The sequence below is a fragment of the Acidianus brierleyi genome, assembly GCF_003201835.2.
Taxonomy (GTDB): Archaea; Thermoproteota; Thermoprotei_A; order Sulfolobales; family Sulfolobaceae; genus Aramenus; species Aramenus brierleyi.
This window is the reverse complement of the sequence record NZ_CP029289.2, coordinates 1596728-1615753: the sequence shown is the minus strand read 5'-3', so window position 1 is coordinate 1615753 and position 19026 is coordinate 1596728. Positions and strand designations below refer to the sequence as shown.

19 protein-coding genes, 2 tRNA genes, 1 rRNA gene and 1 pseudogene are annotated in these 19026 nt (G+C 31.9%); 5 read left to right on the top strand and 18 right to left on the bottom strand.

Annotation, left to right across the window (positions count from 1 at the left end):
* Window positions 1–15: 15 nt before the first annotated feature.
* From DFR85_RS24655 to DFR85_RS24630, 7 genes and pseudogenes are all read right to left on the bottom strand, one after another.
* Window positions 16–414, bottom strand: coding sequence for a hypothetical protein (locus DFR85_RS24655; RefSeq protein WP_110270561.1), 399 nt, complete (start codon window positions 412–414; stop codon window positions 16–18).
* Between the two features lie 721 nt (window positions 415–1135).
* On the bottom strand, window positions 1136–1468 hold the full coding sequence (locus DFR85_RS24650; protein ID WP_210433958.1) for a type II toxin-antitoxin system RelE family toxin: 333 nt from the start codon (window positions 1466–1468) through the stop codon (window positions 1136–1138).
* Window positions 1469–1503: 35 nt separating this feature from the next.
* Window positions 1504–1725, bottom strand: a pseudogene (locus DFR85_RS32260) (hypothetical protein); the annotation flags it as partial.
* A gap of 57 nt (window positions 1726–1782) precedes the next feature.
* Entirely contained in the window at window positions 1783–2280 is a 498-nt protein-coding gene (locus tag DFR85_RS24645) for a hypothetical protein (RefSeq protein ID WP_162582739.1), read from the bottom strand.
* A gap of 98 nt (window positions 2281–2378) precedes the next feature.
* Window positions 2379–2618, bottom strand: coding sequence for a hypothetical protein (locus DFR85_RS24640; protein WP_110270558.1), 240 nt, complete (start codon window positions 2616–2618; stop codon window positions 2379–2381).
* Between the two features lie 354 nt (window positions 2619–2972).
* A tRNA-Trp gene (locus DFR85_RS24635) sits at window positions 2973–3105 on the bottom strand.
* Between the two features lie 233 nt (window positions 3106–3338).
* Window positions 3339–4751: a hypothetical protein gene (locus tag DFR85_RS24630; protein WP_110270557.1), complete on the bottom strand. Its 1413-nt coding sequence runs from the start codon at window positions 4749–4751 to the stop codon at window positions 3339–3341.
* A gap of 1060 nt (window positions 4752–5811) precedes the next feature.
* Here DFR85_RS24630 and DFR85_RS24625 point away from each other — a divergent pair.
* Window positions 5812–5884, top strand: a tRNA-Asn gene (locus DFR85_RS24625).
* A gap of 320 nt (window positions 5885–6204) precedes the next feature.
* Here DFR85_RS24625 and DFR85_RS24620 read toward each other — a convergent pair.
* The 10 genes from DFR85_RS24620 to map form a co-directional block, all read right to left on the bottom strand.
* A complete protein-coding gene (locus DFR85_RS24620) occupies window positions 6205–6768 on the bottom strand; it encodes a DUF6036 family nucleotidyltransferase (protein ID WP_110270556.1) in 564 nt (187 codons plus the stop codon).
* Entirely contained in the window at window positions 6741–6953 is a 213-nt protein-coding gene (locus tag DFR85_RS24615; RefSeq protein WP_110270555.1) for a hypothetical protein, read from the bottom strand. Before DFR85_RS24615 ends, DFR85_RS24620 begins: the two co-directional genes overlap by 28 nt.
* 274 nt (window positions 6954–7227) lie before the next feature.
* Window positions 7228–7608: a 50S ribosomal protein L7Ae gene (gene rpl7ae / locus DFR85_RS24610; protein ID WP_110270554.1), complete on the bottom strand. Its 381-nt coding sequence runs from the start codon at window positions 7606–7608 to the stop codon at window positions 7228–7230.
* 60 nt (window positions 7609–7668) lie between these two features.
* A complete protein-coding gene (locus DFR85_RS24605) occupies window positions 7669–9360 on the bottom strand; it encodes a glutamate--tRNA ligase (RefSeq protein WP_110270553.1) in 1692 nt (563 codons plus the stop codon).
* Window positions 9351–10031 (bottom strand): phosphoglycolate phosphatase, encoded by a 681-nt coding sequence (locus DFR85_RS24600; RefSeq protein WP_110270552.1) that lies wholly within the window; start codon window positions 10029–10031, stop codon window positions 9351–9353. Before DFR85_RS24600 ends, DFR85_RS24605 begins: the two co-directional genes overlap by 10 nt.
* A complete protein-coding gene (locus tag DFR85_RS24595) occupies window positions 10028–11209 on the bottom strand; it encodes an HD domain-containing protein (protein WP_110270551.1) in 1182 nt (393 codons plus the stop codon). Before DFR85_RS24595 ends, DFR85_RS24600 begins: the two co-directional genes overlap by 4 nt.
* Window positions 11210–11242: 33 nt before the next feature.
* Window positions 11243–11361: ribosomal RNA gene (rrf, locus tag DFR85_RS24590) — 5S ribosomal RNA — on the bottom strand.
* Between the two features lie 33 nt (window positions 11362–11394).
* Window positions 11395–11598 carry a hypothetical protein gene (locus DFR85_RS24585; protein WP_110270550.1) on the bottom strand — a complete coding sequence of 68 codons (204 nt, stop codon included), beginning with the start codon at window positions 11596–11598 and terminating at the stop codon, window positions 11395–11397.
* A gap of 6 nt (window positions 11599–11604) precedes the next feature.
* A complete protein-coding gene (locus DFR85_RS24580; protein ID WP_110270549.1) occupies window positions 11605–12762 on the bottom strand; it encodes a DUF1512 domain-containing protein in 1158 nt (385 codons plus the stop codon).
* Window positions 12763–12823: 61 nt separating this feature from the next.
* On the bottom strand, window positions 12824–13717 hold the full coding sequence (map, locus tag DFR85_RS24575) for a type II methionyl aminopeptidase (protein WP_110270548.1): 894 nt from the start codon (window positions 13715–13717) through the stop codon (window positions 12824–12826).
* Between the two features lie 51 nt (window positions 13718–13768).
* Here map and DFR85_RS24570 point away from each other — a divergent pair, with 51 nt between their 5' ends.
* The 4 genes from DFR85_RS24570 to DFR85_RS24555 are packed head-to-tail and all read left to right on the top strand — an operon-like array spanning window position 13769 to window position 18249.
* The gene (locus tag DFR85_RS24570) at window positions 13769–14449 is read left to right on the top strand and encodes a metal-dependent hydrolase (protein ID WP_110270547.1); all 681 of its coding nucleotides are present in this window, start codon (window positions 13769–13771) and stop codon (window positions 14447–14449) included.
* A gap of 4 nt (window positions 14450–14453) precedes the next feature.
* Window positions 14454–15857, top strand: a complete 1404-nt coding sequence (pheS, locus tag DFR85_RS24565; protein ID WP_110270546.1) for a phenylalanine--tRNA ligase subunit alpha — start codon at window positions 14454–14456, stop codon at window positions 15855–15857.
* Complete coding sequence (gene pheT, locus DFR85_RS24560; protein WP_110270545.1) at window positions 15857–17491, top strand: phenylalanine--tRNA ligase subunit beta; 1635 nt, start codon at window positions 15857–15859, stop codon at window positions 17489–17491. The genes pheS and pheT overlap by 1 nt, the downstream gene beginning before the upstream one ends.
* Window positions 17491–18249: an alpha/beta fold hydrolase gene (locus DFR85_RS24555; RefSeq protein ID WP_110270544.1), complete on the top strand. Its 759-nt coding sequence runs from the start codon at window positions 17491–17493 to the stop codon at window positions 18247–18249. The genes pheT and DFR85_RS24555 overlap by 1 nt, the downstream gene beginning before the upstream one ends.
* Here DFR85_RS24555 and DFR85_RS24550 read toward each other — a convergent pair.
* Window positions 18230–19024, bottom strand: a complete 795-nt coding sequence (locus tag DFR85_RS24550) for a nicotinamide mononucleotide deamidase-related protein (RefSeq protein ID WP_110270543.1) — start codon at window positions 19022–19024, stop codon at window positions 18230–18232. The genes DFR85_RS24555 and DFR85_RS24550 overlap by 20 nt on opposite strands.
* Window positions 19025–19026 lie beyond the last annotated feature (2 nt).

Below are 19026 nucleotides of genomic sequence, written 5' to 3'. Positions count from 1 at the left end.
AAGCAATTTCTTAAGTTATATTTCTTTTTGCTTTAAATCCAGAGAATTCATAAATTTCTTGCTACATTCCAGAAGCCTATTTTCTGTATCTTTATCTATAGAAATTTGCTTATTATAAGTAACACAATTGGAAATAAACGCTACTACTTCCTGACCATTATACACAAATTTAGTATATATCATATCTGAAAAAACTATAGAAATTATGCAAGGGCATGATGATATAGCATTAAGAATTTTTTTAGCGTAATCCCTTGCCTTATTTAATTTCTCCTCAGATACTGACTTTTCAACAAAATCTACACCATCAAATTCTCCTACTTTTATTTCACCATTAACCTTAATTGCCTCTATACCACCTTTATAAAGCTCTATAATTATTGAGTTACCTTGTTTAATTACTGACTTAGTCACAAATTATTCTATGTTATCCAAATTTTTACGCCTTAATGAAAAACGGTATTAGTATTTTAGTAATAAAAAATTAGAATAATTATACATTTTATAATATATTTTATTACATAAGAAAATAAAAATGTTTAAATAAAGAGAATTTATGTAAACTAATAATCTAAATACGTTAATACTTTCAGAAAGTTTATAGCTTTTATTTAATAGGGTTTACACGTAAATCCTAGTCTAAGTACTTCATGGAAATACTAGTGTTACATTAAGATTAAACCTATACTATCAATAGTTTTTAAACAAATTATCTCGTATGAAAGATATAAACTTTGATATATATCTCAATTAGGAAAAAATACGAACTAAATTAAGAAAAATATAGTGAAACTCGTCATGTTTAAATAAAAATTAATACCCATTACAAGGCTTAGAAATCAGTTTTAGCTTCTCTTTCCACAAGAACTAAAGAAATGTTAAACCTTTTCTCATTATCGCATTACCAAGCCCTTTCTAGCAAAAAATTTTGGATCCCGGCAGGATTAACTACTTTGAATTTTTCTTCAGTAAACTGGGGAGTTTATTCTAGACTACACCTTTAATAACCTCTGTGAGAAGTTTATACATATGAGAATTGTCGAAGACAAAGACGGAGAAAGATTTCTAGTCATCGAAACTGATGAGGACTTTGAGAAGTTTAAAGAAGATTTGTTAAAAATAGCTAGAGAAAAAGCTAAGGGTCGTGTCCATAAACCTTCTTATGAGACCCAACCTCCCAAATGAAAACTATACAATTTTTTGAATCAACGCTATAAAGTATCCTTATATTTCCTGTAACTTCTATTGAAAACATCGGATTGCCGTATTTATCCTTACCTAATTTTTCCCTGGCATAGCTCAATGGATCTCTCCTTAATAGCTCCAATTTTTCAAGAATTAGCATTACTAACTTATCACTAAAATTATCTGCGGTATATTCCATAAATTCTCTATAATCCCTAGCTTTCCTCGTTGAAAACCTCAATTCCCACTTCTCACAAACCACAATAAAAGATATAGAAAATATATTTAAAAATCTTTTCCTTTTCGTATATTATCTCATTAGGAATAATAGTTGTAGTAATGGTAATAGTAATGATAACTATGCGTTTCCATTGCTGCAAACAACATTAATATTCCTAAAAGGATTGCTAAACCATTGGCCAGAGGGTTATTATAAGAAAAATGAGCAAAAGCAATCCTCCTCCACCTTCCTTTCACTTTATGGTATATTCCTCTCTCGGTGAAGACATCAAGAAGCATGTGAGAAGGGCCGACTAACAAATAATTAGGTGACGACAGAAAAAAGGAAGAAAGGGTTTAAAAAGGGACTAAGCCATTTTACATAGCATATCGAGGTACTTCTACCATTATTTGAGAGAGAGGACTACTTTTACCTATAACGTATTCGTATTCCGCTTTAAACGGTGATTTCTGGATTCTGTACTCTTCAACAAAATCCCTTATCTTTACATCCCTAATTCTCGCCCAGTCTATCATTGTTATTTTACCCGCCAACTCCCTAGGCTCTTCTATTATACCGATATAACACGAATGGTGTTTAAAAACGCTGTTTCCCCTTTCTAATTTACGTGAGCGAAAGATTATTCGTATTTTTTCACCCTGCATTAACCACTCTACTGACTTCTCACCCATATAATCCAGATCACCGTCATAGGACAGAGTTAAGGCTTCTCGAAGATTCTTCGATGTCCTACTTTTATCTACAAAAATATTCATGAAATGAAGAATTTTTGGTACAACCCTGCGGTATTCCTTGGTTTGCTTAAACTCTTCCTTCTGTTCCTCCGTCATTTTCCAAATAGGTATACTTACCAACGTTTTCCCCAACTTAACACCTACATAAAAAATAGTAAAAAAATAATATATATCTTAATCTTCACTATCATCATCGGGACTATAATACGCAAATACACTTACTGTTTCCCTGAAATTTCTAAAGTATCTTCATCAACCTCTACCTTACTGGGTAAAGTAGCACCGAACTCTTTATTAATAGATTGAATATCGTTGGATATTGTGCTAGCAAGCTTATCAATATCATAATTATCTGGCTCAATAGAAATAGAATCTATGTTAGTTAATTCACCGCCATGGTAGTCTGCATCATCACTAATGGCTTTAACAACTTCGGTCTTAGCACTCGAAAAAGTCAATTCACCGGAATCGAGTTGCCTTTGTATGCAAATAGATTTTCACCGGTTTCTATGAAATTATTTGTATTATCGGGACTAGAGAATGTGTATTAATTAATGTAATCATATCAATTCTCGCTATAACTTTACTATTTACATAATCTGAAAGGCAATTCATATAACTCATCGTTAAAAGGCGAATTAATTTCAAAACTAACTCAGCATGATAAGCTTGATCTATCTCATATTATTTTAACTCTCGAACTCTCTACATAGAGTATATATACTACTCATAAAACAGAGTAAGGCAACAAATAAAAATTAGTTGATTCAATTTACGCCTTTATATATAGGATTAAAAATCCTTCCAATTAATGGGCCCACGGGGATTCGGACCCCGGACCACTGGGTCTCTCCATTCCAGATGCATCTCATCCCCTTTCGGGTCTTTAGACCCAATGCATTTCATCTGGAGCCCAGCACTCTAACCTGGCTGAGCTATGGGCCCATTACCGATCATCTAAAATAATAATATATTCAAAGAGCTAATAAAGTTTTAGGACTTTCATTTAGGAGTATTTTATAGATTTACCTTAAACTCTCCTAAAGATTAAAATCTAATGAGAATCAAACAATTAAAAAGAATTCTATTATAATAAAAAGTTTTTCGTAAACTAATAGTTTAGTACTCATCATAAATTTTTCATAGTAGTCGAAAGTTAGCTATAAAATCGATTAACATTAGTAATCTGGAGCTCCAGCACAATCCAACGTATCATCTTTCAACTCATCGTAGGTAGCTTCAGGATGATCCAAAATAGCATCCCTAGCACAATTCTCCACCTTATCCTTATAATCCCTCCACTCCTTATACAAATACCTATCAGAGATAGGAGGAGCCTTACCAGCAAGCTCCTCCACCAACTTATCGTACAGTCCCTTCAACTCACTAGCCTTCTTCTCAGCCTGCTTCAAACCATCATCATAAGACAACTCAACCCAAGCCACAGTAAGAGCAGCAGCAATAGCAATAAACTCAGGATAAACAGAAGACAAACTACTTATAGCCTTCTTATACTTTCTACTACCCTCCAACAACAAATTAAAAATATCAACAAAGTCCATAAGCTTCACCCACTCAAGAATACCAGAAGAAGTAAAACTAGAAGGGGGCTGAACAACCCTAAGATAAATAGCTTGATAATTCTTAATGCTCAAAGGAGAAATACTCAAAACAAGACCAGCCAAACCAAAAGTAGAACAAGAAGAATCACACGGAATACTGCTAAGAACAGGAGCACCAACATCAATATCATTAAACTTAATATAATCCAAAGCCAAAGAACAAGACGAAGAAGGCATTATACTTTTGCATATAGATTGAACCTCCTGAGTAGCACTATCAAAAGTAAAATAAGGATAAACCTCCAAATGATAAGACTTAGCTATGACAGGATTAGGACCCAAACCACCATATATGTAAGGATAAGTATCAGAAGCTGTACGCATCAAATCCTCAGCACCCCTTGACAAATAATAATGACCAGAACTAGTATAAGCAAAACTTGATATACGCTTTGCCTCGGCTAGAATTAATAAATCTGGCGCGTGGCTCAGTAGTGGTAGAAATCCTACTTGAAATTCAGCTAGGTAGTTCCAGAATAATCCGAATGTACCTTTACAATTGTTGAATATTGTTGGGTTGTACCATTTTTCTGGGCTTCTTGTCTTCTGTAAAGGTATTGCTACTATTCCTCCAATCTTGTTTATTATTGAATCCCATAATCTCTTGTTGATCTTCCCTTGTGATTTTGCTTTAGAACCTCCTTGGTATACTATAAGATTTCCTGCTGACCAGTATGGGGATACTCCTCCTATGTAGTACCATTCGTTGGTGTCAGTAGTTTTTACTAGTATTCCTTGTCTGAAGACCTTGTCTATAGAGTTTGCTGCTTCTTTAACCATTGTGTCGCTTGCTGCTATTGCAGGGTAAATCTCGTATTTCTGCGCTGAATTAGCCGACAATTCAAAATATTTTTCTAGGTTGTTCTTAACGCAGTTGAATTGTTGTATGTCGAGTGATGTTTCTAAACCTGCTATGCTTCCTAAGGCTCCTGCTAATGAACCTAATGATGGTAATGTTGTGGTGCTCATAATTGTTATTTTGAAAATGGAAATATTTATCTTTTTATATTCAAAATCATTTATTAGATAATACTGTAACGAAACTGATCTTTTATAATTTTACGGACAGTCATGAACAGATTTCATTTTTATAGGATAAATCTTCAATACTGCTAGAGCAAAAATAAATAGTAGATAGTTAATCAAAGAAACTTTAATAAGAACATAATATCTAAAAGTCTATATGTTGTAATATCTATAAAAATTAAATAACTTAGTAGAATTACATAAAGGATATTATCAAAAGATCTGCGCAATCTTTGTTTTAAGAATTTTTGTAGTTAAACTAAGTATTATTATTAGTAGTATTGTTCCGACGATAGTAACTGACTTTGGAAAATATTCTAAAAGCATTGCAAATGTTAATCCTGCTATTAGAAACTGAGAGAAAAATAGTGTTGCTAATAGCAGAATTTGAAAACTTTCTCGTGTAATTATCTCACTCCTTTTACATTTTAAAACATTTTGCCAATATTCGTATAAAGTCTAAATTCTTGATACTTAACTATTATATGTAAATATTCAATTGATTTGTTACAGAGTATTTTAAACCAATATTTCATTTTTAGTCACCTCTATGTCTTAAAATAATATCATATCTATAGTCCTTTCCTTTCTTAAGAAGTACTATCTCCTCTTTATCTTCATATATCAAGTAATATCTTTTTAAAATATTATAAAACAAAAAAATAAAAAATTTCGAAATAATGTTTTTCTTAAAGGTCGTTGTCATCATTTACTTTCAAGACTTTTAAAACAATTACTCGTAACTGATAGTATTTTTATATATACGGTAAAGCAGAGTCTAATTATTAAAAACACTATATAGTTAAATCTCATAAAAAATACAAAACATTGATAATAAAAGTGCTATTATAAACTTTTATCGAATGATTACTTTGTGATGAAATGGAATTATTTATGGATTAAATTCTCTATTTCCTTTTAGCTGCCAATCCTATTGAATCATCGTTATTATTCACAAAGAGTATCCAAAAACGTTAAAAACTATAGCTTGTTATAATAGGTTGCCACGGTAGCTCAGCTGGAAGAGCGCTCGGCTGTTAACCGAGCGGTCGATGGTTCGAATCCATCCCGTGGCGTATAAAATTACTAACCTGAGATTAATACATTTTTTATTTGTAATCGCGAGTTATTTATATTTGCCAAAGCTTTTGTTATAAAACTGATTTAATATCTATTACCCTATAGATGTTTAAAACGAGTACTATAGTGTTATTTAATAGTATATTACATAGAAGGCCAATTATAATTTATATTCGGAAAATATAAAAGTTTATAGTTTTAGTAAAAAATATTAATATATTAGCATGAAATATATTTCGACAACTATAATAAGAACTATTCAACAGCATGAATTTAAGAAAGTACTAGGCGAATTATATAGGTAAAATAGAGGATTTTATTTTGTTTTTCTACAATATTCGCTTCTTATTTTCTCTAAATAATCCATGACTGATTTTTGTTTCGCTTTAATATTCAAATATTCTTCATCAACGTCTTGTGCACAGTAAACTAATATTGCTTTTATCTTATCTTCTGTGCTTTCCCAAAATTTCCACGCTTGCAAATAATTAATAATTATATCTTCCGCTGAAGCTATATAAACATGATAATTGTCAACTTCAATCTTTCTAATTCTTTCTCCTAAATATATTGAATCTACTATATCAATACCTTTTTCAGAAATCTCTCTAATTTTCGGAATGTAAATTCTTAATCCTTTATCTGAAATTTTTTTGAGAATTTCTTTAACTATTTCAGAATTTCCTTCTACTATTATATCAACATCGCCAGTTCTATAACTTCTTCCAGAATATATTTCTGCAGCGAATCCTCCTACTATTATAATTCTTCCAATTTTTTCTCTTTCTATCAAACAATTTAAAATAGCTAAGAATTTTAAGAATCTATCAGTTTCGCTTCCCTTTAGTTCATTTACTCTTGATAATAATTCCCTAAACAATTCGTCTTGTAAAATATTATATCACCTTCAACTTTCCAACATCCTAATTCTTTCATTATCTGGATATTTTCTGTAGCTAATTCTGCAAGTCTTTTCAAATCTTTATCATTTATTTTATTTTTCCTAGCCCTAGGTCTTTCCTCTAAAAGCCTTATAAATATTCTCCTTCTTTCTTCTTCAGTCATTAAAATAAATATGTAACGTAAAAAGAAAAACATTTCCGTTATAATGGTAATTCTGAAAAACATTAGCAACATTATCGATTTTATTATTTCGAAAAATTATCCAAAAGTATTGGCGAATGTAATGGCAAATGGAATTTCTACAGAATATAACGCGAAATGGAAAATTACATTACACTAAAACCATCGTCACTACTAATCTAAAATCTCTAAATAACAATCTCTAACATATACTTCAAAAATTTTATCTATATAAAATTATATATTTAAAAAATATTTATTGAGTTTTACCTGCTATTTCTCCTAGTCTTTTTAATATTTCATCTAATTCGTCCTTAGCTTGACCTGGATCCATTATTGCGGCGGCAGCAGCGCCTACTTGGAGTCCACATGCTTCTCCTATACCCTTTTTAGATGGAACATATATGTATGCTACTTTCTTTTCTTCACACAATGAAGGTAAATGAGCTACTATTTCTTCTGGTTGTACATCTTCTGCAATTAAAACTAATTTTGCTTGTCCCCTTTCTATTGCTTTTGTAGTCTCATTAGTACCTTTCTTTATTTTTCCAGTTTCTTTAGCTTTTTTAAGAGCGTCTAATGCTTTATCTGATAGATCTTGTGGAACTTCAAATTTTACATAAGATGGTTTTGACATGCGTTCATCCTCCTCCTACTTCGTCACGCAAAAAGTGATATATCGGCTGAAATTAAAAAGTTATTCATGGGCATATATTACTGTTACACTACCTTCTTTTTTGGAATCTACTCTTACAAATCCATAACGAACAAACTGTATTATTTCATTTTCTGATAACTCCGTAACTGCATGTTCTCCTTTTCCCTCTTCTTTAATCAGATCTTTATCAGGATCTGCTTTTATTACTGTAACGTTTACAGCGTCTGACTTCTTTACCCATTGAACTATTTTTGCGTTAAATTTCTTAGTATCGTCTACAGAATAACTAAAGAATTTCAATTTTTCGCCTTCTACTTTAACATTACATAATTCTACTAATCTTATCAGACTACCTTCTTCTGCGTCTATTTTATTTAGAAGTATTGTATCTCCTGGATTAACTGTGATTTCTCTATAATCGGACGAATTAGGTCTTAAGGGTATTTTTGCAGTTATCTGTTCAGGTATATCAATGACGAATTCTTTATAATCGTTAACATACATTAATCTCTTCGCAATTGGGTCTAATTTTTTCCTATTAAGAGCAGCTATGTTATCAAAACTTATAGCAGCATCAGAGACTTTAGTTCCAACCTCTATTATTATTTCTCTTATGGTTTCGGGTAAAATCCCTCTTCTTCTTAATCCTGCTAATGTTGGTAATCTAGGATCATCCTTATTAGTACCTTTTTCTAGCATGCCCCTTATTTTTGATTTACTCATCATAAACCCTTCCAATTTTAATCTACCAAATTCTATTATTTCAGGGAAATCCCAATTAAAGTAATTGAAAATCCATCTTTGTTTATCATTATTAGCCATATGCTCTTTTGCTCTTAATATATGTGTGATTTTAAAATCGTGGTCATCTACTGCTGTAGCAAAGTTATACGTTGGCCATACCCAATACTTATCTCCAGTAATAGGGTGAGGATTTTTGCTTGTATCTATGATTCTTAGCATTACCCAATCTATTTTTGAGGGATCTGGATCATTTAGATCCGTTTTTATTCTAACTACAGCCTTTCCTTCATTAAATACTCTATTTAGCATTTTTTCCCATAGTTCTAAGTTTTCCTCTGGAGATTTTTCTCTGTTAGGACAAGGTTTCCTTAATTGTCTCATTTTTTTAAATTCTTCATCACTACAAAGATCGACATACGCATATCCTTTTGCTATCATTTCTTTTGCTATTTCATAATATCTTTCCATTCTACTTGATGCTAAAAATTCTATATTCCAAGAAAATCCTAACCAATGTAAGTCTTGTCTAATCCACTCATATGCGTCTTTTATTGGCTTTTTCACTTTTGGATCGGTGTCGTCGAAACGAAGTATGAATTCCCCGTTATACATTTTTGCATATTCGTATGAAAGAATTGCAGCTCTAGCGTTACCTAAATGTAAAGGACCGTCTGGATTAGGAGCAAATCTAGTTATTACTTTGCCCTTAACGTTAGGTAAAGGAGATAGTGTCTTTTTCTCTACTTCCTTTTTTTCTTCTAAAAGTTCTGGATATTTTTCTTTGACCTCTTTTTTCTGATCTTCTAAAGTCATGGAATTTACTTTTTCTACTATTTCTTTTACTTTTTCTACTATTTCCTTAGCGTTCTTTTTTAGATCTGGACGTTCTCCTAGAACTTTACTTACTACAGGACCTACTTCTGCTTTTCCTTCATGTTTTATGGCATTCGCTAAAGCGTGCTTGTATATTAACTCTTCTAGTTCCATATCTTACCATCTATTATGTAATTTATGAATTCTTTCACGCCATTTCCACTCTTAAGGTTTAGTATCACATCTGCTTCTTTTTTTAGTTTTTCGTCTGCATTACCTACTGCTGCCCTTAAACCTGCTTCCTTAAACATATCTATATCAGTAAGTGAATCTCCTATAGCGGCTACTTCTTCTTTTTTAAGGCCATGCAATTCTAGTAATTTTCTTACGCCCACACTCTTTCCTGCTAGGTTTAATGCTATATGAATAGCATAACCACTCGTATTTATATATACGTTTTTATCTTTAGCCCATCTTATCATTTCTTCAGTTAAATTAGCTGGAGTAAATCCAAAGTCACATTCTCTGTACTCGTTTTGCCAACTATCTTTAAGTTTGAATTTTTCTCTAAATTCATTAAGAATATTTAGATCCATATTTTTACATAGTTTAATTTTTTTCCCGTAATAAACTACACAACCATTTTCTGCTACTACTCCACCAGTTATTCCTAGGTAATTGTGAAGACCTCTCAGCACAGGATAAGAATTTCCACTAACTAAGGCTATTTTTATACCTATATCCTCTGCTCTCCTTAAGGCTTCTAAAGCTTCTATACTTATTCTATAAACTCCTTTGTCTTCAGTTAGGGTACCGTCTAGATCTGCCAATATCAATTTTATCAACTTAATATTTCCCTCGCTTTTCTGGAATATTCATAGTCTACATAAACTCTTTTTATTACCATAAACTCTGGTATATCATGCAAGAGAGTAGAAGAGTAGTCTTTTAGTTTTCTTTCCTTATTTTTTGAGACTATTTTTATTTTATTCTTATCTATTATGGAAATTTTCTCTTCAAATGGATAAATTGAATCTGAAGGTATACCTATTCTTTGTAATTGATCTACTATATCGCCTATGTAACTTGACTCGTTCTTATATGAGAATTCCTCATAAACTACTTTTGGACCTTTTCTGTCTAGGAAGTCTTTTATTTTCTCTAGAACGTATGACGGAACTTCAGAATTAGATAGACAATCATATAAACTGCTAAATACCCATTCATCGTCCCAATAGGATATTGAACCGTCAGAAGCGAGTTTTTTAATGTAATTTATATCCTTAAAATTAGGATTACAATACTCTAAAATATGAGAATATATGTTTCTTAAAAATAATTCGTATCCTAATATAGTCTTATGATAGTATACTGCTTGATACATATGTAACCTTGAAATGTAGAAATTCTCTAGGCTTATTAATCCTTTATCCAATATTGATATTCCATCTTCTCTATATGTTATTGTGTCTATAAGTCTGTCTAGATCTATATTACCTAAATGAACTCCAGTATGTCTAGAATCTCTCATTAGATAATCTAATCTATCAACGTCAACTTCACTATCAATTATTGACGATAATAACGAATTTCCGTTAAATATGTCAAGAATTTTTTTAGGATTATAGCCATATCTGTTAAGTATTTCTTTTATATTATGTCCAGTAATAAGGCTCTCTCTTAAATCCTTATTTCCAAATCCATTAGGTAAATAATACCCTTCTAAAGAGTGACTAAATGGAAACTGACCTAAATCGTGAAGCAATGCAGCAAGTTTGAGATATTCATATTCATCACTATTTATATAATTAGCAGACATTAATCTAGTTCCTAATTTATTGGCAAGATAAAAAGTTCCTAGTGAATGGCTGAACCTAGTATGAGTTGCACCAGGGTATACAATATATGCTAGACTAGTTTGTCTAATTCTTCGCAATCTTTGAAATTCCGGAGAATCAAGAATTTCTACCTCCGGTTCATCTAACTCTATATACCCGTATATTTCGTCAAATATCTTCTTCATTTGAAGTATTTTATAAATCTAAAATATAAATGTCCATCCCAGCTTGGCAAGGCTGCAGGCCCTTGCGGATCCCACTGCCTTACCAACGTAGGGGACTTTACTTCCGGGTTCGAGATGAGTCCGGGTGTTGCCCCCCTACTATGGCCGGGTGGACATTATTAAATAATGCTTAGAAGTATAAAAAATTATTTCTTCTGTGCTGGGGCTATATTCTCAGCGTAAATCCCTGCTATATACAATTGCCCCCCATCTTTAGGACATTGACCAACTATTTTGGGAACAAAATCCCCCTGTTGGAAATCTCTAACAATTTTATAATCACAAGTCATGCAACGTATTTCAGTCTTGACTTTTAATTGCTCTTTAGTATTTTCAAAACCCATTGCCATTTTTATTCACTGGGCTATCCCTGCTGTATTACCTACTCCAACTAGTACTACTGTATCTCCAGGCTTTGTTCTTTCCAATATTAGGTTCTTTACGTATTCTACAACCTTATCAGCAGCTTGATATACTTCTTTCCTCATCTCTGTTATGGCTTCTTCCATGTTCATTTTGACTATTACTGCATCTATGGGTATATTGTATTTCACAGCTACTCTTTCAATTGCTATTTTTTCTGGGCCAGGATCTCCCATAGCTACTCCCATTCCTTCTGCTATTGATCCAGTGTCTTCTCCTTCTAATTTTAATGCTGCGTCTACTGTGATTATTCTGGTTACTTTTCCTCCTTCTTTCTCTATAACATTTTGAACTGCCTCTCCTGGAGTACCAACTGTTGCCATTGGTCCTTCTGCTTTTACAACTACTAATCTTCTCTGTTCAAACTCTAATGCACCTGCAACTGTATCTTTACTGGCTGTCCATTTGTTATCAGTTTTCATTAAGAATCTTGAAGCTACTAGTGGACCTAATCCATCTCCTACTGGTATACCCTGCAAGAATACTTTTTGTGCCTTATCATAAGCCTCGGCCATTTTTACATATATAGGAGCTACCATTTGTAACTGATACATTATCATTATGCTGTTAAGTTTCTTTGCCATTAGCAAATAATGTCTTATTACTTTATAGATTAAGTTTAATGCACTCATGACTTCTGTAGATACTTCTATTTCACTTCTACTTACTGGATCAATATTAGGTTGTATTCTTGTTATCATATCTCTGACTGTATCTTCGTTAGATCTAATTAGTAATTTCATTCTATTAATTATATCTGTAGGTTCTACTCCAACTGGATCTATTACAAACCTATCTATTACTCTGTCTATGAAGGACTTTGGATCTGGAAAACCTTTATCTTTAAGTAGTTTTTCACTAACGCTTTTAGAATCTTTTAGGTAATTTTCTATCATTGTTAATTTCTGCTCTACATCTCTGCTTAGGAACCATACTTGAGATTTTTGTTGAAATCCAGGGAAGAACATTAGGACAAACGATCCTATAAATACTATATAGAGTAGCGTATAAAGCAAATAAGGACCAGAAAAAGGATTGCTACTACCTGTTCCTTGCGCTAAAGCTATTATATTGAATATAGTTTCAATCATATTTCTCCTTAGTATACTTTATGAAATAGTCTAAATTAAACTTTTATCCAAATTACTTTAACTACGTTATAACAATTGTTTCGTCTTTATTTACATATACTGTATGTTCAAATTGAGATACTGTTCCTTTTTTCATCTCTACTAACACTGGATATGAATATAATGCTTTTTTCTTTGTTAAAGATCTTAAAGTAGCTTCGACTAAGGATTTATCTCCAAGATCCGAAAGCCACCTTTCTGAAAAGGGCAAAGTTTTGAATCTTTCTTGAATTGAATCTAAAAATTTCTTTTCCACATCAGTTAATCCTCTAACATCTACAGATCTTAATGAAAATATAGTTTCTGCTTTTCCTTCAGTAACCATTCCCATTCCGTCTGTTGCAAAAGGTTCTATTGCATACGTATTATCATCAAATATTCTTCCTGCGTTTCGTTCATAAACATTAGGAACAAAAATTCCTGCATGAAGTTCATACTTTCTTATTAGATGTCCGCCTAAATTTCTTATTGGTTTATATCCATTCATTTTTATTACACGTTCTATAACTTTCCCTATTTCTCCTAGACTTGCTCCTGCTTTAAAATTCTGTATAGCAGCATTTAGGGCTTCCTTTGAAGCTTCCAATAGCCTGGAATATCTTTCGTCTAAGCTTACAGTAACTGCTGTATCTGTAATTATACCTTCTATGTGAGCTCCTATGTCTAATTTGACTACAGCACCTTCAGGAATTATTTTTTCGTCGTTAATGACTGGACTATAATGCGCAGCTTCTGAATTTATAGATAAATTACATGGAAACGCTGGTTTAGCACCTTTTTCTATAATCATTTTTTCTACAGTTTCGCAAACGTCAAGAACCTTAACTCCGGCTTTTATCATTTTGGCTCCAGTATCTCTAGCTTCAGCAGCTATCTTGCCAGCTTTCAAAAGTAGTTTTAATTCATCTTCTGTCATAACAATCTAGACTGAATAGAAATTTTTATTTTTAGCTTTTTAATACTTACTATGCCACTATTAAGATGGTTAGGCCACGCAGCAACAGAAATTAATATTAATGGGAAAAAAATAATCATAGATCCTTTTATAAAAAATAATCCATCTACTCCTGTAAAAATAGACTATACTTATGATTCAGATATAATTATAGTAACACATGATCATTATGATCATTTAGGAGATACAGTAGAGATAATGAAAAATTCTAATAAACCTCTACTTCTAGCTACATACGATTTAGAGAAATATCTGAATGAAAGTTATAATGTACCTTGGGATAGAATGATACAAGCTAACGTTGGTGGTTATATTGATATAGATGGAATAAAAGTAGCCTTAACACAAGCTATACATTCAAGTGAACACAGTGATCCTACTGGTACAGTTATTTCATCAGAAGGTATAACAGTTTATCATGCAGGAGATACAGGACTTTTTGAAGGTATGAAACTAATAGGCGATATATTTTCTCCAGATTATGTTCTATTGCCTATAGGTGGTAGATTTACTATGGATCCATATCAAGCTTCAATAGCAGTAGAAATGTTAAGACCTAAGAAGGCAGCTATTCCTATCCATTATAACACGTGGGATTTAATAAGAGTAAATGCTGAAGAATTTTCAAAAAAAGTAAAAGAAAGAGGTTTCAAAGCAATTATTTTACAAGCTGGTCAAAGTATAGAGTTGTAAAAAAATGTTAAGCGAAATAGAGTTTAGAATATTAAATTTCATAAAAGAAAAAGTAAATACGTCATCTACAGAAATAATTGCTTCTCTTAATTTGCCTAAGAGTTCTGTTTTTAGTGTTATTTATCACCTAGCATCAGAAGGTTACATAAAAATTATTGAAGAAAAGAAAATTCAAGATATAGAGATTTCAGACGAAGGGAAAAAAAGATTAAATGAAGGATTCCCAGAAGAAAATCTAATTAATATTCTCAATGGAAAGTCTTTGAAAATACAAGAAATAAAACAAAAACTTGGAGATAATTTTGAAATAGCTATAACATGGGCGAAAAAGAGAAATATAATAAAAATAGAGAAAGGAGAAATGATACCATTAACTAACTCGTTTATATCTCCAGAAAGAAAAATTCTAGAAAAAATAGAGAAAGGAGAAATGATTACGGATTCTGAGCTACAGCTTTTAAGATCTAGAAACTTAATTAGAGAGAAGGAAGATAAAGAAATAATAGTAGAGTTCTTAAGATCTCCAGAAGTAAAATCTTCACTGATTTTCCTTACTCCAGAATTGCTTAAAAATGGAGAATGGAAAAAGTACGAATTTAAAGAGTATAATGTAACAGCTCTGCCGCCTTTTGTGCCTATAGGAAAAAAACACTATTTTAGAGAGTTTATAGAAAAAGCTAAGGATGTTATGATAAGTCTAGGATTTAGTGAAGTCAGCAGTGATTATGTAGAGATGGAATTCTATAACTTCGATATGCTATTTCAGCCACAAGATCATCCTGCAAGAGAAATTCATGATAGTTTTATAATAAGCGGAAAGGGTAGGATAAGTGATAAGGAGCTATTAAATAACGTGAAAGAAGTTCACGAAAAATGGTGGAATTACACATGGGACGTAAATAATGCATTAAGATTAGTAATGAGAAGCCAAACTACGGCTACTACTGCACGAGTACTGTCTACAAGACCTAAAGCTCCAACTAGAACATTTACAATAGGTAAAGTATTTAGACCAGACGCAATAGACGCTACTCATCTAATCGAGTTTCATCAATTGGATGGTCTCATAATAGAGAAGGATTTTAACTTTAAAAAGCTTTTAGGAGTTCTAAAGGAGATATTTAAGGGACTAGGTATTACAGAGGTAAAATTTAAGCCTGCGTATTTTCCTTTCACTGAACCGAGTGTAGAGGTTTATGGCCTTATAGAAAAATTAGGATGGGTCGAAATGGCTGGAGCTGGACTTTTAAGACCAGAAGTTTCTGAGCCTGCTGGAGTAAATGATCCTGCTGGAGCTTGGGGAATAGGATTAGATAGATTAGCTATGCTTTTCTTAAATGTAAAGGATATAAGAGACTTATACTCTGAGGATATAGAGTTCCTAAGGAATAGGAAGGTAGATATTTGATGGTAACTATAGTTGTCAAAAAATCCAAATTATTGCAAGAATTGAAACTAACACAAAATGAGCTTGAAAATGTTTTATTTAATTTAAAATCAGAAATAGAGCCAATAGATGAGGATAATATATCTATAGAAATAAATGCTGATAGGCTAGATATGCTTAGCGTAGGTGGAATCTCAAGAGCTATAAAAGGTATATTAGGAAAAGAGTTAGGAGAATCTAAATATGCAGCCGTTGATACTGACTATAAACTTGTAGTAAGTAATGTAGAAACTAGGCCTTATGCTCTAGGCGCAGTTATTTATAACATTAAATTAGACGACGAAGAAATAAAAGAACTTATTCAATTCCAAGAGAAACTTCATGATACTATTGGGCGGAAGAGGAAAAAAGTCGCTATAGGTATTCATGATTTAGATAAAATAGATAGTAAAGTTATTAAATATGAATATATACCGTTAGACTACAAATTTGTACCACTTAACTCTAATGTGGAAATGAGCGTCTCAGAAATAATAAAAAATACTGAGCAGGGGAAAGAGTATGGAAACATATCCATATATAATAAATTAACTCCTGCTATATTACAAGATAATGGAGAAGTTCTTAGCATTCCGCCTATAATAAATTCAAATAAATCTAGATTAGATTCTGAAACAAAGAACCTATTTATAGACGTAACAGGGACTAGTTTTGATGCCGTATATCAAACTCTTGATATACTTTCAAGTAATCTGGCTGAAGAAGGTGCTAAAATAGGTTTTGTAAAAATCGAAGCTCCTTATTCTAGCACAATTCCTAACGCTAAATCGCCAATAATGAAGCATAAGACAATATCTGTAAATCCGACTTATATTAATAATAGAATAGGTGTTTCACTAGACAAGGACACTATAGTAAAATCCATATTAAAAATGAGAATGAATGCTACATTAGACGATAATATTAATGTTATTGTACCACCTTATAGAGTAGATATCATGAGGGACGTGGATATAGCAGAAGATGTTGCAATGGCTATAGGGTATGAGAACTTAGGTGTTGAAAAATTTCAAAGCTCTGAAATAGGCAAGTATTTAAAAATATCAATGGTTTCAAGAGCATTTAGAGATCTTTCTATAGGAGCTGGATTTCAAGAAATATATAGTTTAGTTCTTACTAAATCTACAAATCTAATAGATAATTATGTTAAAATTCTTAATCCCATTTCAATAGAATATGATGCTGTGCGTAATTCGTTAATCTGGACTACTTTGAACTTCTTGTCTAAAAATCAACATGCACGTTTTCCTATAAAGATCTTTGAAGTAGGCGATGTTGTTACCATGTCAGAATCTGATACTGGTTATAGTAATGAGACTAGAGGATGTTTTGCTATTATGGATAGTAAAGTAAGCTACGAAAATCTTCAATCTTTAGTTCATCAAATTATAACTAATATAGTTGGTACAGAACCTTCTTATCTTAAGAACGATAATTTGATATTTATAAGAGGAAGAGGAGCGTCAATTTCCATTAAAGGAAATATAGTAGGAATTATAGGAGAGGTAAATCCAGAGATACTGAGCAAATTTGAATTATCTTTCCCTGTAGTATTAAGTGAAATTTATTTATCAAAGTTAAATAATCTTATCTAATGCCTTTTGCAATTTTAGACGAAGTAAAAATCTACTATGAAATGTTTGGTGAAGGAAAGCCTATAGTTTTTATTCATCATTTAGCCGGTTCATATAAAAGTTGGTCTCAACAGTCTTATTATTTCTCCAAAAAATATAATGTCCTAGTATATGATCTAAGAGGTCATGGTAGGTCATCAGTTCCTTTGAGTCCATATAGAATTGAAGACCATGTAAGAGATTTGAATAGCTTATTGGAGTATTTAGAAATTAAAAATCCAATAATAGTAGGTCATTCAATTGGCACATTAATAGCATTAGATTTTGCATTAAAATACAGCTTAGATAAACTCATTCTTATAGGAGCATTATATAAATCTCCTGATCCAGAACCTTATAGAAGATATATTTCAATAGCAGATACATACGGGATGGAGGCTTTAGCATTATATAGAAAAATGAATAAAGAATTTTCAAGCGCTTTAGTAGAAAATCAAACTGCCTGGAATGAGTTACTTAACGTATATAGAGATAATTCTCCAATAGGTTATCGATATGCGGTGGAAGGTTTACTTTTAGCAAATAACTATGAAAAAGACATAGAAAAAATAGATTCGCCTACTTTAATAGTCTATGGATCTGATGATAAACTAATACAAAATCTAAAAGTATTAAGAAAATTAAAAAATTACGATGAAAATATAATTTCCGGATTTGGCCACTTCCTAAATTTCGAAGCGCCTGATGAATTGAACAAAGCTATTGCTGGCTTTCTATGATTTTTCCATTTAATTTATTGATAACTTGAATAATATCGTTCTTACATAATTCAATCCTATTTAGTATTTCTTTTTCATTTTCGCTACTTCCAGCTATCTGTATTTCCAATGATGGATGAGAAAGCTCATATCCTTTAGGATGAGTTTTTATGTATAAGTCATATTTTTTGACTAACTGCGTTACATATGGAGCAATAGCAGATTCCATTATTCCCTCTACAAATATGGAAATTTCCTTATAAACTACATTAGGTTTTGTTTTTAAATATTTAGCAATAAATTGTTCGAGTACTGCTTCCATTTCTCTAGGTACTCCTGGAGTAGATAAGATCTCGACTCCATTATATTCAATATAAATACCTGGAGCAATTCCTTGCTCATTTTCTACTGGAATTGCACCTTTAGGCATTAGAGCCATTTTTCTTCTTTCTTCAGTTATCTCTAGATTTAATTTCTCATATTTAGCTTGTATTTGCTTTAAAGCTAATTCATTATATACTAAAGGCAAATTTAATGCTATTGCCAAACCTTCTGAAGTTTTATCGTCATATGTTGGACCTAAACCACCTGACGATATTATAATGTTAGGATTTCTTGATAACGATTCCCTAAAAACTGCAGAAATCTCGTTAAGTTCATCCATTGCTACCGTCATTCTACGAATGTTAAATCCTATTGACGTTAAACGCCTAGCTATATGAGAAGCGTTTGTATTTATTGTCCTTCCACTCAAAATCTCGTTCCCGATTGTTAAAATCTCGGCTATGTACTTCACAA